This window comes from Nonomuraea sp. B12E4 (genome assembly GCF_039871825.1).
GTDB lineage: Bacteria > Actinomycetota > Actinomycetes > Streptosporangiales > Streptosporangiaceae > Nonomuraea.
The window spans coordinates 1,006,956-1,020,654 of sequence record NZ_JBDPME010000001.1 but is presented as its reverse complement, the minus strand read 5'-3'; the positions used below and the strand labels follow the sequence as shown (position 1 = coordinate 1,020,654).

The 13,699-nt window shown below is 71.9% G+C and carries 14 protein-coding genes; 11 read left to right on the top strand and 3 right to left on the bottom strand.

The window, feature by feature from the left end:
* Positions 1 to 17 precede the first annotated feature (17 nt).
* The 3 genes from ABGB18_RS04725 (at position 18) to ABGB18_RS04715 (ending at position 6,183) form a co-directional block, all read left to right on the top strand.
* A complete protein-coding gene (locus ABGB18_RS04725) occupies positions 18 to 3,521 on the top strand; it encodes a S8 family serine peptidase (RefSeq protein ID WP_347694075.1) in 3,504 nt (1,167 codons plus the stop codon).
* 158 nt (positions 3,522 to 3,679) lie between these two features.
* Entirely contained in the window at positions 3,680 to 5,242 is a 1,563-nt protein-coding gene (locus ABGB18_RS04720; RefSeq protein WP_347694074.1) for a CocE/NonD family hydrolase, read from the top strand.
* Complete coding sequence (locus ABGB18_RS04715) at positions 5,224 to 6,183, top strand: WYL domain-containing protein (RefSeq protein WP_347694073.1); 960 nt, start codon at positions 5,224 to 5,226, stop codon at positions 6,181 to 6,183. Before ABGB18_RS04720 ends, ABGB18_RS04715 begins: the two co-directional genes overlap by 19 nt.
* On the opposite strand, the gene ABGB18_RS04710 is transcribed toward ABGB18_RS04715, so the two are convergent.
* Positions 6,184 to 7,086 (bottom strand): SDR family oxidoreductase, encoded by a 903-nt coding sequence (locus ABGB18_RS04710; protein WP_347694072.1) that lies wholly within the window; start codon positions 7,084 to 7,086, stop codon positions 6,184 to 6,186.
* Positions 7,087 to 7,156: 70 nt separating this feature from the next.
* Between ABGB18_RS04710 and ABGB18_RS04705 the strand changes: the two genes are divergently transcribed.
* From ABGB18_RS04705 to ABGB18_RS04685, 5 genes are all read left to right on the top strand, one after another.
* Positions 7,157 to 7,345, top strand: a complete 189-nt coding sequence (locus tag ABGB18_RS04705; RefSeq protein ID WP_347694071.1) for a hypothetical protein — start codon at positions 7,157 to 7,159, stop codon at positions 7,343 to 7,345.
* A 233-nt stretch (positions 7,346 to 7,578) separates the two neighbouring features.
* A complete protein-coding gene (locus tag ABGB18_RS04700; protein ID WP_347694070.1) occupies positions 7,579 to 7,788 on the top strand; it encodes a DUF3311 domain-containing protein in 210 nt (69 codons plus the stop codon).
* On the top strand, positions 7,785 to 9,395 hold the full coding sequence (locus tag ABGB18_RS04695; protein ID WP_347694069.1) for a sodium:solute symporter: 1,611 nt from the start codon (positions 7,785 to 7,787) through the stop codon (positions 9,393 to 9,395). Before ABGB18_RS04700 ends, ABGB18_RS04695 begins: the two co-directional genes overlap by 4 nt.
* A gap of 192 nt (positions 9,396 to 9,587) precedes the next feature.
* Positions 9,588 to 10,370: a CPBP family intramembrane glutamic endopeptidase gene (locus ABGB18_RS04690; RefSeq protein ID WP_347694068.1), complete on the top strand. Its 783-nt coding sequence runs from the start codon at positions 9,588 to 9,590 to the stop codon at positions 10,368 to 10,370.
* Between the two features lie 42 nt (positions 10,371 to 10,412).
* The gene (locus tag ABGB18_RS04685) at positions 10,413 to 10,601 is read left to right on the top strand and encodes a hypothetical protein (RefSeq protein WP_347694067.1); all 189 of its coding nucleotides are present in this window, start codon (positions 10,413 to 10,415) and stop codon (positions 10,599 to 10,601) included.
* On the opposite strand, the gene ABGB18_RS04680 is transcribed toward ABGB18_RS04685, so the two are convergent.
* Entirely contained in the window at positions 10,555 to 11,163 is a 609-nt protein-coding gene (locus ABGB18_RS04680; protein WP_347694066.1) for a TetR/AcrR family transcriptional regulator, read from the bottom strand. The genes ABGB18_RS04685 and ABGB18_RS04680 overlap by 47 nt on opposite strands.
* Before the next feature lie 131 nt (positions 11,164 to 11,294).
* On the opposite strand from ABGB18_RS04680, the gene ABGB18_RS04675 reads away from it, so the two are divergent.
* Positions 11,295 to 11,489: a zinc ribbon domain-containing protein gene (locus ABGB18_RS04675; RefSeq protein WP_347694065.1), complete on the top strand. Its 195-nt coding sequence runs from the start codon at positions 11,295 to 11,297 to the stop codon at positions 11,487 to 11,489.
* Between the two features lie 40 nt (positions 11,490 to 11,529).
* On the opposite strand, the gene ABGB18_RS04670 is transcribed toward ABGB18_RS04675, so the two are convergent.
* On the bottom strand, positions 11,530 to 11,985 hold the full coding sequence (locus ABGB18_RS04670; RefSeq protein WP_347694064.1) for a hypothetical protein: 456 nt from the start codon (positions 11,983 to 11,985) through the stop codon (positions 11,530 to 11,532).
* Positions 11,986 to 12,084: 99 nt separating this feature from the next.
* On the opposite strand from ABGB18_RS04670, the gene ABGB18_RS04665 reads away from it, so the two are divergent.
* Both ABGB18_RS04665 and ABGB18_RS04660 read left to right on the top strand, forming a co-directional pair.
* The gene (locus tag ABGB18_RS04665; protein ID WP_347694063.1) at positions 12,085 to 12,762 is read left to right on the top strand and encodes a class I SAM-dependent methyltransferase; all 678 of its coding nucleotides are present in this window, start codon (positions 12,085 to 12,087) and stop codon (positions 12,760 to 12,762) included.
* Between the two features lie 155 nt (positions 12,763 to 12,917).
* Positions 12,918 to 13,688, top strand: a complete 771-nt coding sequence (locus ABGB18_RS04660; RefSeq protein WP_347694062.1) for a hypothetical protein — start codon at positions 12,918 to 12,920, stop codon at positions 13,686 to 13,688.
* The last annotated feature ends 11 nt before the right edge of the window (positions 13,689 to 13,699 follow it).

Below are 13,699 nucleotides of genomic sequence, written 5' to 3'. Positions count from 1 at the left end.
GTCGTGGAGGAGAGCCCGTGCCGAACACCCCTCACTGGCGCGCGATCCTGGCCGGAATCGTCGCTTTAGCCGGCCTGCTGGTCCCGCGGGCCGCGAACGCGGAGCCAGACCCCGGCAAGATCGACGCGACCGTCCAGTCACAGCTCACGCGGGACGACAAGGCCACCTTCTGGGTCCGGATGAAGGGCGAGGCCGACCTGAGCGGCGTCCGCCGGGCCGTCACCAAGGACGCGAAGGCCGAGCGGGTCTTCGAGGCCAAGACACAGCGGGCCGACACCTCGCAGCGGTCCCTGCGCGAGCTGCTCGACGCCCGCAAGGCCGACTACACCTCGTACTGGATCGTCAACGCGGTGCGGGTGACCGCCGGCGAGAAGCTGGCGGGCGAGATCGCCAAGCTGCCCGAGGTGGACCGGATCGAGCCGGTCCGCACCCTCTCGCTGCCCAAGCCCGTCCCGGGGCGGGCCGAGCCCAGGGTGCGCGTCAACGACGAGGCGGTCGAATGGAACATCGACCGGGTCGGCGCCCCGCGCGTGTGGAACGAGCTGGGCAACCGCGGCGAGGGCATCGTGATCGGGCACATCGACAGCGGCGCCCAGTTCGACCATCCCGACCTGGTCATGAGCTACCGGGGCCGGAACCAGGACGGCACCTTCACCCACGACCACAACTGGTTCGACCCGGCCGGCGTCTGCCCGTCGCCCGCGCCGTGTGACAACAACGGGCACGGCACGCACACCATGGGCACCATGGTCGGCGCGAACGGCATCGGCGTCGCCCCGGCCGCCAGGTGGATCGCCGCCAAGGGCTGCGAGCTCAACACCTGCACCGACGCCTCCCTGCTGGCGGCCGGCCAGTGGATGCTCGCGCCCACCGACCTGAACGGCCAGAACCCGCGGCCCGACCTGGCGCCGGACATCGTCAACAACTCCTGGGGCGGCGACGGGTTCGACGACTGGTACATGCAGATCGTCCAGTCGTGGATCGCCGCCGGGATCTTCCCGGCGTTCGCCAACGGCAACGAGGGTCCCGCCTGCCGCACCAGCGGCTCCCCGGGCCAGTACCGGATCAGCTACAGCGCAGGCGGCTTCGACGTCAACAACGTGCTCTACAACCGCTCCAGCAAGGGCGAGGGCGAGGGCGGCGAGATCAAGCCGAACATCGCCGCCCCCGCGGTCAACGTGCGCTCCTCCGTCCCCACCGACTCCTACGACTCCTACACCGGCACGTCGATGGCCTCGCCGCACGTGGCGGCCACGGTCGCGCTGATCTGGTCGGGCTCGCCCGGCCTGCAGAACCAGGTGGAGGCCACCCGGCCGCTGCTGGACACCACCGCCATCGACGTCAACGACACGAGCTGCGGCGGCACCGCCACCGACAACAACGTCTGGGGCGAGGGCAGACTCGACACCTACGCCGCCGTCCAGGCGGCCCCCGACGAGGGGCTGGGCGACCTGGCCGGCACCGTGACGGCGGGCGGCGCGCCGCTGGCCGGGGCGACGATCACGGTGTCGGGCCCGCTGAGCCGCACCGTGGAGACCGGCGCGGACGGCACGTACGCCATCCCGCGCCTGCTGCCCGGCGCGTACGAGGTCAGCGCCGGGAAGTTCGGCTACGACCGGGCCACCGCGATCGCCACGATCACCGCGGAGCAGTCCACGACCTCCGACCTGACCATGACCGTACAGCCGAGCGGTGTGGTCACGGGCACGGTCAGCACGGCCGGCACGCCGGAGCCCGGCGCGGCGGTCGAGGCGGCCGGCACGCCGGTGCGGGCGGTCACCGACGCCGCCGGCCGCTACCGCCTGACGCTGCCGCACGGCTCCTACGACCTGCGCGTCTCGCCCGGGTCACGCTGCTCCAGCGGCACCACGGCGGCCGTCGCGGTCGCCGGTGACGTGACCAGGGACATCGAGCTGCCGCTGCGCGGCGACGGCTTCGGCTACACCTGCCGGAGCGGCACGCAGGCCTACGTGGCCGGCACCGAGAAGCTGGCGCTGACCGGCGACGACGAGGCCGTGCAGGTGACGCTGCCGTTCCAGGTCCCCTTCTACGGCGCCGGCCAGGGCCGGGCGTGGATCGCCACGAACGGCTTCGTCACGTTCGCCAACGACCGGGTCGTCACGGCCAGCAACGGCCGGCTCCCGACCACCGGCACCCCCAACAACGCGGTCTACCCGTACTGGGACGACCTCGTGGTGGACTCCCAGGCCGGAATCTACACGGCGGTGACGGGCACCGCGCCGCACCGCACGTACGTCGTCGAGTGGCGCAACGTCCTCTTCTACAACACCACCGACCAGCGGGTGTCGTTCGCGGCGCTGCTGGGCGAGGACGGCTCGGTCGGCTTCCGGTACAAGGACATCGAGACCGAGCGCGAGCAGGGCACCAGCGCCACGATCGGCGTGGAGAACGCGGCCGGCGACGACGCGCTGCTCTACTCCTACGAGGAGCCGGTGATGTCCACCGGGCAGAGCCTGGCGTTCACCGCCAGCCGGCACGGCCTGGTGACCGGCGTGGTCACCGACGCCAACGACGGCCGGCCGCTGGCCGGGGCGACGGTGAAGGTGGGCGACGTGGCCACCTTGACCACCGCCGAGGACGGCACGTTCTACGGCCAGGTGCTGGCGGGCGACTACGAGGTCGTGGTGTCCAAGGAGCACTACGGCACCTTCACCCAGGACGCCACGGTCGCGCCCACCACGGTGACGCGCATCGACACGGCGCTGGTCACCGGCCAGGTGAGCGCGTCGGTCGCGGAGCTGACCGTGGTGATGCCGGCCGGCGCGACCCGCACCAGGACGCTGCGGCTGACGAACCTGGGCTCGCCCACGCCGTACACGGTGACCGCCGAGCCGTGGTTCGCCGTGACCCCGACGGCCGGCGAGCTGGCCAAGGGGCAGGGGGTGACGCTGACGGCGACGGTCTCCAGCGCCGGCGTCGCGCCCGGCACGACGCGCCAGGGCACGCTGCTGGTAGAATCGGCCAGCGGCCGGCAGCCGGCCATCGAGATCAAGGTGACGGTCGTGGTGCCCAAGCATCAGGTGGCCATCGACGTCGGCGCGACCAGGAACGTGACCGACTCCGCCGGTGACACCTGGACGCCGGACCGCAGGTACACCACGGGCGGGTACGGCTACATCACCAACCAGAACCGGACGGCGAGCACGTCCAGGACGATCCGCGGCACCGAGGACCAGACGCTGTTCAGGACGGCCCGGGAGAGCATGCTCGAATACCGGTTCGACAACGTGCCCGCCGGGACGTACACGGTCGAGCTTGACTTCGCCGACATCAAGAGCACGAAGCCGGGCAGGCGCGTCTTCGACGTGCTGGCCGAGGGACAACTGGCCATCCCGGCGCTCGACCTCGCCCTGGAGGCGGGCACCTACACGGCCGTGAGCAGGCAGTACACGGTCAAGGTGACCGACGGGCAGCTCAACGTGCGTTTCGCCACCCGGCAGGGCGAGACGATCGTCAACGCGGTACGCATCTCGGAGCGCCCCGACCGGGCGATCCCGTAACGACCGGTGCCCGCCCCTCGGTGGGGCGGGCACGCCGGTTCGCCGTCCGGCTCGGCCGATGCCTTTAGGGGTGCCCCCGGGCTACCGCACCCCGGGAGGCATCTGTTACTGGTTAGTACATGAGACGTGTGCGGCGCCAGCGTGATATCCCCGTGCCGATGCCTGACGGCGTGACGCTGCTGGCCGATCACTACGCTCCGGCCGGTGGCGAGCGGGCCCCCGTCATCCTGATGCGCTCCCCGTACGGCCGGCGTGGCCTGCTCGGCCTGGTCCACGGGCGCGCCTTCGCCCGGCAGGGCTTCCACGTGGTGATCCAGAGCTGCCGCGGCGGCTTCGGCTCGGGCGGCCTGCTCGACCCGCTCGGCGACGAGCACGACGACGGCCTGGCCACCATCGCCTGGATGCGCGAGCAGCCCTGGTACGGCGGCTCGTTCGCGATGTTCGGCCCCTCCTACCTCGGCTACACGCAGTGGTCCGTCGCGCCCTACGCCGGGCCGGAGCTGAAGGCCCTGGCCACGCAGATCACCGCGTCGCAGTTCAGGGACGCGGCCTACGTGGGCGGCGCGTTCGCGCTGGAGTCGGCGCTGAGCTGGACCACGCTGACCGACGTCATGTCCCGCCCCCTCGTCGGCGGGGCGGCGGCATGGACGGCGCCGCGGCTCACCCGCAAGGCGGTCCTGTCCGGCCGCCCGGTGGCCGAGCTGGACCTGGTCTCGGCCGGGCGCCCGCTCCCCTTCTACCAGAACCTGCTCGCCCATCACACCGACCCCGCTGTGCCGTACTGGGACAAGCGTGACTTCTCACCGATGGTGGGCGAGGTGGACGCCGCGGTCACGATGCTGGGCGGCTGGTACGACGTGTTCCTGCCCTGGCAGCTCAAGGACTACGCGGCGATGCGGGCGGCGGGGCGGCGACCTTACCTGACGATCGGGCCCTGGTACCACGTGGACACCCGGCACGGGCGGCCCGCGCTGGCCGAGGCGATCGCCTGGTTCCGCGCCCACCTGCTGGGCGACCACTCCGGGCTGCGGCCGGACCCCGTGCGGCTCTACGTGACGGGGGCCGAGGAGTGGCGCGACTACCCCGACTGGCCGGTGCCAGGCATGCGGGAGCAGCGCTGGCACCTGCAGCACGGGTTCGGGCTCGGGACGCGGGCACCGCACGCGGCCGAGCCGGACCGCTTCCGCTACCACCCCGACCATCCGACGCCGGTGCTCGGCGGTCCCGTGCTGCTCGGCGACTCCCGGCCGCGTGACCAGCGGCGCCTGGAACAGCGCCGTGACGTGCTGGTCTACAGCTCGGCCGCGCTGGAGTCGGACGTGGAGATGATCGGCCCGGTACGCGCCGAGCTGTTCGTACGGTCCAGCACCCCGTACGTGGACGTGGTGGTCCGGGTGTGCGACGTGCTCCCGGACGGGCACTCCTACAACGTGTGCGAGGGCGTGCGGCGGCTCGGCCCCCAGGATGGGATCATGGGCACCATGGGAGACGGCGTGCGCCGGGTCGAGGTGGACCTGTGGCCGATCGGGCACCGGTTCAGGCGGGACCACCGGATCAGGGTGCACGTGGCGGCGGGGGCCTACCCGACGATCGCCCGCAACCACGGCACCGGCGACCCGCTCGGCGCGGGCGGCGCGATGGTGCCCGCCGACGTCGAGGTGTTCCACTCGCCCGACCGCCCCTCCGCGGTGGTGCTGCCGCTGTGCGCGCCTCGCGGCTGATGTCGCTGGTCCTGCTGCTGCAGGGCCGCGGCGGGATGACGGCGGGAGAGCTGGCCAAGGAGCTGGAGGTGTCCGAGCGCACGGTGCACCGCGACGTGCTCGCGCTGTCGGAGGCGGGCGTGCCCGTCTACGCCGACCGGGGGCGGGGCGGCGGCTACCGGCTGCTGGACGGCTACCGTACGCGGCTGACCGGGCTCGGCCGGGCCGAGGCCGAGGCGCTGTTCCTGTCGGGGGTGCCGGCGGCGCTGCGCGAGATGGGGCTGGAGGAGGTGGCGGCCACGGCCCGGCTGAAGGCCGCCGCCGCGCTCTCCCCCGCCCTGCGGGACGCGCCCGCGGTCGCCGCGCAGCGCTTCCACCTGGACGCGCCCGGCTGGTGCGCGGCCGACGATCCGCCGCCGGCCGCGCTGGCGCCGCTGGCCGCGCTGGCGCCGCTGGCCAGGGCCGTGTGGAACGACCAGCGTGTCTCGGCGCTCTACCGGGACAAGCGGCGCGCGCTGGAGCCGTACGGGCTGGTGCTCAAGGCGGGCGCCTGGTATCTGGCGGCCCGGCTCGGGACCCGGTTCCTGATCTTCCGGGTGCACCGGTTCGGCGAGATCTCCGTACTCGCCGAGTCCTTCGACCGCGATCCGGGCTTCGACCTGGCCGCCTTCTGGGCCGGGCAGTCGGCGGAGTTCTCGCGCTCGCTGCTGCGGGACGTGATCACTTTACGGCTCAGCGAGTCCGGGCTGCGGATGCTGCGGCACGTCGCCGACCCGGCGGCGCTCGACGACGCGCTGGCCTCGGCGCAGCCGGACGGCACCGTACGGCTGGCGGTGGAGTCGCTGCCCGTGGCCTACTCGCAGGTGCTGCGGTTCGGGCCGGAGGCCGAGGTGCTCGGCCCGCCGGAGCTGCGGGCGATGGTCACCGAGGCCGCCGCCCGCATGTCCGCGCTCTACAAATGACTACCGGTAGCTTTGCGGGGCGGCCTCCCCACCTGCTTCCAGGACTTCGCGGATGTAGCGCCACACCTGCGGGCGGCTGCCGTCCACGTCCGTGAGCCCGTATGCCTCGGCCACGTCACCGCTCTCCACCGACCGGCCCGACCAGCGCCGCCTGTCCGGGTCGGCGGCGATGGCGGCCACCCCGCGGCCGACGTAGGCGGGGGTCTCGGAGACCATCCAGGCCCTGGCGTGCTCGGGGTCCAGCTTGGCCTCCCGCCAGTTGTCCTCGGTGACGCCGAAGTTCTCCAGCATGGCCTCCGAGCGCAGGAAGCCCGGCGTGATCGCCAGCCCCGTGCCGCCGTACGGGCGCAGCTCCTTCGACCAGGCGAAGCCGAGGCGGTTCACCGCCACCTTGGCCAGGTCGTAGTAGACGTTCTCGCGGTAGTGGGTCTCGTTGTGGGACCAGGTGCCGTCGGTGACCTCCACCACCAGCCCGCCCTCGTGCTCGATGAGCAGCGGGAGCAGGTGGCGGCTGGTGATGATGTGGGTGTCGACGGCCAGCCTGAGCAGCCTGAAGCCCTTGTCCATGTCGTGTTTCCAGACGGGGGTGTCCCACTCCCACAGGTGGTCGCCGCCCCACACGTCGTTGACCAGCACGTCGAGCCGGCCCTGCTCGCTCCGTACGCGCCCGGCCAGCGCCGCGACCTGGCCGGGGTCCAGGTGGTCGGTCTGGACCGCGATGCCCGTGCCCCCGGCCGCCGTCACCAGGTCGGCCGTCTCCTCGATGGTCTCGGGCCGGTTCATCTCCGAGCGCCGCTCGCGTGTGCTCCTGCCCGTGCAGTAGACCGTCGCGCCGGCCGCTCCCAGCGCGACCGCAATGCCTCGTCCCGTTCCGCGGGTCGCCCCCGCCACCACAGCAATCATGGGACCGATCGTCTCCCGGATACCGGACACCTCATGTCATGTTTTCCAGGGGGCCCTGTGAGACGTCGGCGTGCCGCTCAACCACGACGACAGCGAGTCCGGCGTGGCGCCGGAGCTCCACGACGGCGTGTTCATCCGTTCCATCTACGTCAAGGACCCCGACGGGGTGCTGGCCGAGTTCGCCGCCTGGACGCGCCGGATCGGCGGGCCGGATGACGTGCGGCACGAGCCGAGGACGGCTGCGGACCGGACCGTGTGACCGTTCGGCGCGCGGCACCGACCATTCGGCGATCGGCGAGGACGATCGCGGTGTTCCCGCGACTACAGTGCCGGCGTCGGCGTCTCGCATGCCGAGAGCCAATCTCAACATTTAGGCCAAACCGTAATGTGTTGGACGTTGGGTTTAATATCACCCGGCAGCTAATCTCCCTCCATTGACTAGCCGTCAGGGACCGGTCACATCCGGCTCCTGATCCATTCATCGGAGGGTCGATGACTACCGGGGAACCCGGTCAGCCGCGGACCGACCGCAGCCCATGGAACTGGCTGCTGGTCCTGCCGATCGTGCTGCCGCTGTGCACGTTCCTGTTCAACGCCGACGAGCCCCGCCTCCTGGGCTTCCCGCTCTTCTACTGGCTGCAGCTCGCGTTCATCATCGTGGGCGTCGCCAGCACGACGCTCGTCTACAGGATGACCAAGTGAGCCGGCACACGACCGAGCTGGTCGTCTTCATCCTGCTGTTCCTGCTGGTCAGCGGCATGGGGTTCGTGGCCTCGCGGTGGCGGCGGCCGAACGACCTGGCCAGCCTGCACGAGTGGGGCCTCGGCGGGCGGAGCTTCGGCTCGTGGATCACCTGGTTCCTGGTCGGCGGTGACCTCTACACGGCCTACACGTTCGTGGCCGTGCCCGCGCTGGTGTTCAGCTCGGGGGCGCTGGGGTTCTACGCGCTGCCGTACACCGTGGTGGTCTATCCGCTGGTGTTCCTGGTGCTGGCGCGCATGTGGTCGGTGTCACACGTGCACGGGTTCGTCACGCCGGCCGACTTCGTCCGGGCCCGGTTCGGCTCGCCGACGCTGGCGCTGGCCATCGCGATCACCGGGCTGGTGGCGACCATGCCGTACATCGCGCTGCAACTCGTCGGCATCGAGGCCGTGCTGAAGGCGATGGGCATCACCGGGCACCTGCCGATCATCATCGCGTTCGCGATCCTGGCGGCCTACACCTACCAGTCGGGGCTGCGCGCGCCCGCGCTGATCGCGTTCGTGAAGGACGCGCTCATCTACATCGTGATCCTGGTGGCGGTCCTCTACATCCCCGCCAGGCTGGGCGGCTGGGGCGCCATCTTCGACGCGGCCGGGCAGAAGTTCGCGGCCACGCCCGCTCCGGGTGACGGCGTCATCCTCAACGGCGGCAACCAGGTGCAGTACGTCACGCTGGCCTTCGGCTCGGCGCTGGCCCTGTTCCTCTACCCGCACAGCCTCACCGGCGTGCTCGCCTCCAAGAACCGCAACGTCATCAAGCGCAACATGTCGGCGCTGCCCGCCTACAGCTTCCTGCTCGGCCTGATCGCGCTGCTCGGCTTCATGGCCATCGCGGCGGGCACCAAGCCGGTCGTCGGCGCCAACGGCAAGCCGGACACCAACACCATCGTGCCGATGCTGTTCGACCAGATGTTCCCCGACTGGTTCACCGGCGTCGCCTACGCGGCGGTCGGCATCGGCGCCCTGGTCCCGGCGGCCATCATGTCGATCGCGGCGGCGAACCTGTTCACCCGCAACATCTACCGCGAATACCTCAACAAGAACGCCTCCGACGCCCAGGAGGCCAAGGTCTCCAAGCTGGTGTCGCTGGTGGTCAAGGTGGGCGCGGTGCTGTGCATCCTGCTGCTCGACCCGCAGTTCTCGATCGACCTGCAGCTCATCGGCGGCGTGATCATCCTGCAGACGCTGCCGGCGGTGGCGCTGGGCCTGTACACGCGCTGGTTCCACAAGGGCGGTCTGATCGCGGGCTGGGCGGCCGGGCTGGCGGCCGGCATGTGGATGCTCTACCTGATCCCGAACCCGGCCAGCGGCAAGGCGCACTTCGGCGGCTCGGCGTTCGGCCTGCAGAACCTGGGCTTCGACACCACCATGACGATCTACGCCGGGTTCCTGGCGCTGGCGGTCAACCTGGTGGTGGCGGTGCTCGCCACGCTGGCGTTCCGCGCGGCCAAGGTGGCCGAGGGCGAGGACGGGACCCGGCGCCGCGACTACTTCGCGGACGAGGGCGACCCCGACGTCAAGGACCTGGACCTGGCCGGCTCGCACTGACCGAACCCCCCTGGCCGGTCCCCCTGCCCGGCCCCCACTGTCCGGCCCCCACTGTCCGGCCCTCACTGACCGGCGCTGTTCGATCGTTCCCCGTCCGGGTCTGGGTCCGGCCCGGGCGGGGACTCCCTCCGTGCCCCGCCCCCGACAGGGGTCTTTATGCGGGTCCGATCTTGGAGCGGCTAGTCTGCGGCCATGCGGACAGACTCTCCCTCTGCGCCGGCCCCGATGCTCGGGCCGCGGCTCATCCGGGCCGAGGTCATCGCCGTGCTGTCGGTCTCGCTCGGCGCCAGCGCGCTGGTGGCGTTCGTACGGCTGGTCGGCGCGCTCACGGCCCCGAAGGAGCTGAAGAGCCAGCAGGCCGTGCTCGTCGGCTCGATGGCGCCGGGGCGGCCCTGGCTGGACCTGACGTTGCAGCTCGTCCAGATCGCGATCGCCGTGGCGCCCGTGGGGCTGGTGGCGTACCTGATGGTGCGCTCGGGCGAGTCGCTGCGGACGATCGGCACGGACTTCCGGCAGCCGGGGCGCGACCTGCTGCGCGGGGCGGTGCTCGCGGCCGTGATCGGCGGCTCGGGACTGGCCTTCTACCTCGCGGTGTGGGCGTTCGGAGTGAACCTCACGGTCGTCGCCGGCGCGCTGCCGGACGTGTGGTGGCAGGTGCCGGTGCTGCTGCTCGCCGCGGCGCAGAACGGGGTGCTGGAGGAGGTGGTGGTCGCCGGATACCTGCTGCACCGGCTGGGGCAGGCCGGGTGGGGGCCGTGGCGGGCCCTCGTGGTGTCGTCGCTGTTGCGGGGGTCGTACCACCTGTATCAGGGTTTCGGGGGCTTCGCCGGGAACGTGGTGATGGGGCTGGTGTTCGGGCGGATGTACCAACGGTGGGGGCGCGCGATGCCGCTGATCGTGGCGCACACGGTCATCGACGCCGTGGCCTTCGTCGGGTACGCCTTCCTGCGCGGCAAGGTGAGCTGGCTGCCCTGAGCCCGCCCGGCCGGGTGACCCGGCTGCCCCGAGCGGGAGGCGTTGCGGTGGTGGGAGACGTTCGGGGTGCTGAAGTGGGGGATCATCTGCGTCATGCAGACCATGCGCCACCTGCGCGGCGGCGCCCGCTCGGTGGAGCTGGCGGCGATCGGGCGCCGGGTGTGCGAGAACGAGTGGGACCTGCTCAGGATGTTGCCGCCGCCCGGCGGCCGCTCCCGTCCCGCTGGCTGAGCGCGGCGGCGATCACGTCGACCAGGCCCTCCACCACCTGGGCGCGGTCCACCTCCGGATGGTCGAGCCACCAGTCGCCGGTCGACTGCACCATGCCGACGAACGCGTGCCCGAGCACCTGCGCCCGCACCGGGTCGGGGACCGCGTGCTCGGCCGCCAGCACGCCGCCGAGCTCCTCGCCCAGGCCGCGCACCAGCGAGGTCATGTGGGAGCGGATCCTGGCGTCCTCGGCGCCGGCCCGGTGCACCAGGAACCGGTAGAGGTTGAGGTTGGCCGAGACCAGGTCGAGGTAGACGCCGATGGCCTCCCTGGCCCTGGCCCGCAGGTCGGCCCCCGCCTTGGCGATCTTGGGCCGGAGCTGGGCGATGACCGTGCGTACGTGCCGGTCGGCCAGCGCCTGGTAGAGGCCGCTCTTGTCGCCGAAGTGGCGGTAGAGGATGGGCTTGGTGATGCCCGCCTCGGCGGCGATGGCCGCCATGGACACCTCGGGGCCGCCGCTGAGGATGACCCGGTCGGCGGCGTCGAGCAGCGCCCTGCGCCGGTCCGGATCCCGTCCACTCACCGACTACCTGCAGCGTGGAGGCTCCGTCCTTCAGGGCGGGGAGGAAATGCGGAACGGTGGGTCACGAGGGTCCCCTGATTTTGTCGGTGACGTTCTGTAGTTTGGTCGGCATGTCGCGTTAGGCGTGCGGGGTGGTGGATCGGGAGGCGCGTGAGAGCCAAGCGCGTTTCCGGTGCCGGTCCTGCGGTCATGCGGGCAACGCTGATGTGAACGCGGCGCGGAACATCGCACACGCGGCAGGGCATGCCGTGTCCGCACGGGGAGGCCCGCCGTTGGGCGAGCCGGCGAACCGTGAACCTCAACACGCTCTCCTCCTGGTGGGGTGAGTGTGGTTGGAATCCCCCGTCCTTCAGGCGGGGGAGGATGTCAACCGCTCAGGATAGATCGCAACCGGCCGGGCAGCAGCGCCGAGAGCACCAGGAGCGCGCCGATGAGCGCGTAGAGGCCGCTCGCGCCGGCCAGGGTGCCCGGGGGCTCGCCGGCCTCGGCCCAGGGCGCGCCGGGTTGCGACCACGGCAGGCCGCCCGCGCGCGACCAGGGCAGGCTGCCCGCCGCCCCGAGCGCGGCGTCCAGGTCCAGGGCGAACAGGACTCCGGCGGCGGCCAGCGGCAGGCCGCAGGCGAGCGCGGCCGGGGGCCAGGCGGTCAGGAGGACGACGATGGCGGCCACCGCCGCCAGATAGCCGAGGCCGGCCGGTGCCGGGCCGAACGTGGCGTTGCCCACGCGCAGGGCCCTGGCGGCCGCTTCGGCCAGGTAGTAGACGGGGGCGAGGGCGGCCAGGCCGGCGAGGGCGCCCGTCAGGCGGCGGATCTCGGAGGTCACAGCGGTCTTCGTCCCCGCCTCTGCCTGCGATTACGCACCGTATCGAGGAGGTGAGGGATTCGTTCGGCATCGCGTAGATCCGGGGGTTATGTTCGGATCATGCGTAATGTTGGCACGGGCCCCGGGCCCATCACCCCCGACGGATCGCCCGTCGACTTCTACAGCTTGCTGCCGCCGGGCGCCGAGCCCGACCTCGTCGCCCAGGTGACCCCCGCCGGCGGCTCCATCCTTGAGCTGGGCGCGGGCGTCGGGCGCGTCACGCATGCCCTGGTCGAGAACGGCTTCGAGGTCGTGGCCGTGGACGAGTCGGCCGAGATGCTGGCCCGCGTGCGCGGCGCGGAAACCGTGCTGGGGCGGGTCCAGAGCCTGCGGCTCGACCGGCGGTTCGACACCGTCATGCTGGCCTCTCAGCTCGTGAACACCGTGGACGACCTGTCCCGGCGGGAGCTGCTCGGGACGTGCGCGCGGCACGTCAAGTCCGGGGGCTCCGTGCTGATCCAGTGGATGCCCGCCGAGGCGCACGACCGGTGGCACGTGGGGATGGGACGGCAGGACGGCGACTTCACGATCACCATGGACGCGGTGGCGGAGGTCTCGCCGGGAATCTTTCACGCGACCATGCGCTACGGCTATGGCCAGGACAAGGTGTGGACGCAGTCGTTCGCGTCCAAGCGGCTCACGGACGACCAGTTGGCGGCCGATCTGGCGGCCGAGGGGCTCCGGCTGGACCGGTTCCTCACCGAGGACCGGATGTGGGTGGTGGCCACGACCGCCTGACCGAGGGACGGATGCCGACGCCGTGGCCGGGTGACGCGGGCCCGCGGCCGGGCCGGCGGGTGTGCCCGGCGGACGGCTTTACGCCGTAGATCACGTGATCGCGTCGATAGCGCGAAATTACTGGAAAATACTGGGACTGTTGATACGCTCGCGCCATGAGTGACCGGCTGGACGAGCTCGAGCGGCGGATCGACGGGTTGCGGGCCGGGGTGCGCAAGGCCATGCGGCACCGCGACGCGGCCGCCGCCCGCACGCTGCGGGCCGAGCTGCGCTCGGCCGAACGCGCCTGGGACGCCCTCGTGAGCGGCGGGCAGCCGGAGATCAAGGCGGAGGCGCCGCGCCTGGTCACCGTGCGCGAGCAGGCGCACCAGGGGTTGCGCCTGCTGGGGGCGGCCGCGCAGCCGAGGCTCGTCGTGGCCGTCAGCGACGCGTTCTTCGGCGGCACGATCCGCAGCGCCCAGCTCACCAGCCTGCGCCGGGACGAGGAACGCTCGTTCAGGTCCTCGCCGTTCGGGCGGCCGTACTATCTGTGCGCCGCCCTGACCGACCGCCTCTCCCCCGCCCGCGGCCTGCTCACCCTCAGCACCTGGCCGCTGGAGCGGCGCGTCGTCGGCCCCCTCAGCCCTCGCGTCGACTTCCTGACCTGCGCCATCGCGGTGGCCGAGCACGACCAGGGCGACGGCCGGGCGGCCCGATTACTGGTCAGGATGGCCAGGAACATCCCCGGCGCCACCGACGGCACGTTCGGCCCGCCGGACCCCGTCCGGGTGGCCGAGGCGGCCCGCGCCGAGCTGCGGGTGCACGCCGGGCGCGACACGCGGGACCGCGCCGAGCTGGCAGAACGCGCGACGGCGCAGCTAGGTGACGTCGCCCGCCTGTTCGGTGCCGCTACGCTCAGCACGATCATGAAGGAGAAAGCCAAGTGAGCGGCTCGAAG

What these genes read in the sequence shown, in the direction of transcription:
- ABGB18_RS04700 (WP_347694070.1), top strand. Translation starts at nt 7,579, where the DNA reads ATGACTACCGGGGAACCCGGTCAGCCGCGGACCGACCGCAGCCCATGG.
- ABGB18_RS04710 (WP_347694072.1), bottom strand. Translation starts at nt 7,086, where the DNA reads ATGATTGCTGTGGTGGCGGGGGCGACCCGCGGAACGGGACGAGGCATT.
- ABGB18_RS04720 (WP_347694074.1), top strand. Translation starts at nt 3,680, where the DNA reads ATGCCTGACGGCGTGACGCTGCTGGCCGATCACTACGCTCCGGCCGGT.
- ABGB18_RS04665 (WP_347694063.1), top strand. Translation starts at nt 12,085, where the DNA reads ATGCGTAATGTTGGCACGGGCCCCGGGCCCATCACCCCCGACGGATCG.
- ABGB18_RS04660 (WP_347694062.1), top strand. Translation starts at nt 12,918, where the DNA reads ATGAGTGACCGGCTGGACGAGCTCGAGCGGCGGATCGACGGGTTGCGG.
- ABGB18_RS04690 (WP_347694068.1), top strand. Translation starts at nt 9,588, where the DNA reads ATGCGGACAGACTCTCCCTCTGCGCCGGCCCCGATGCTCGGGCCGCGG.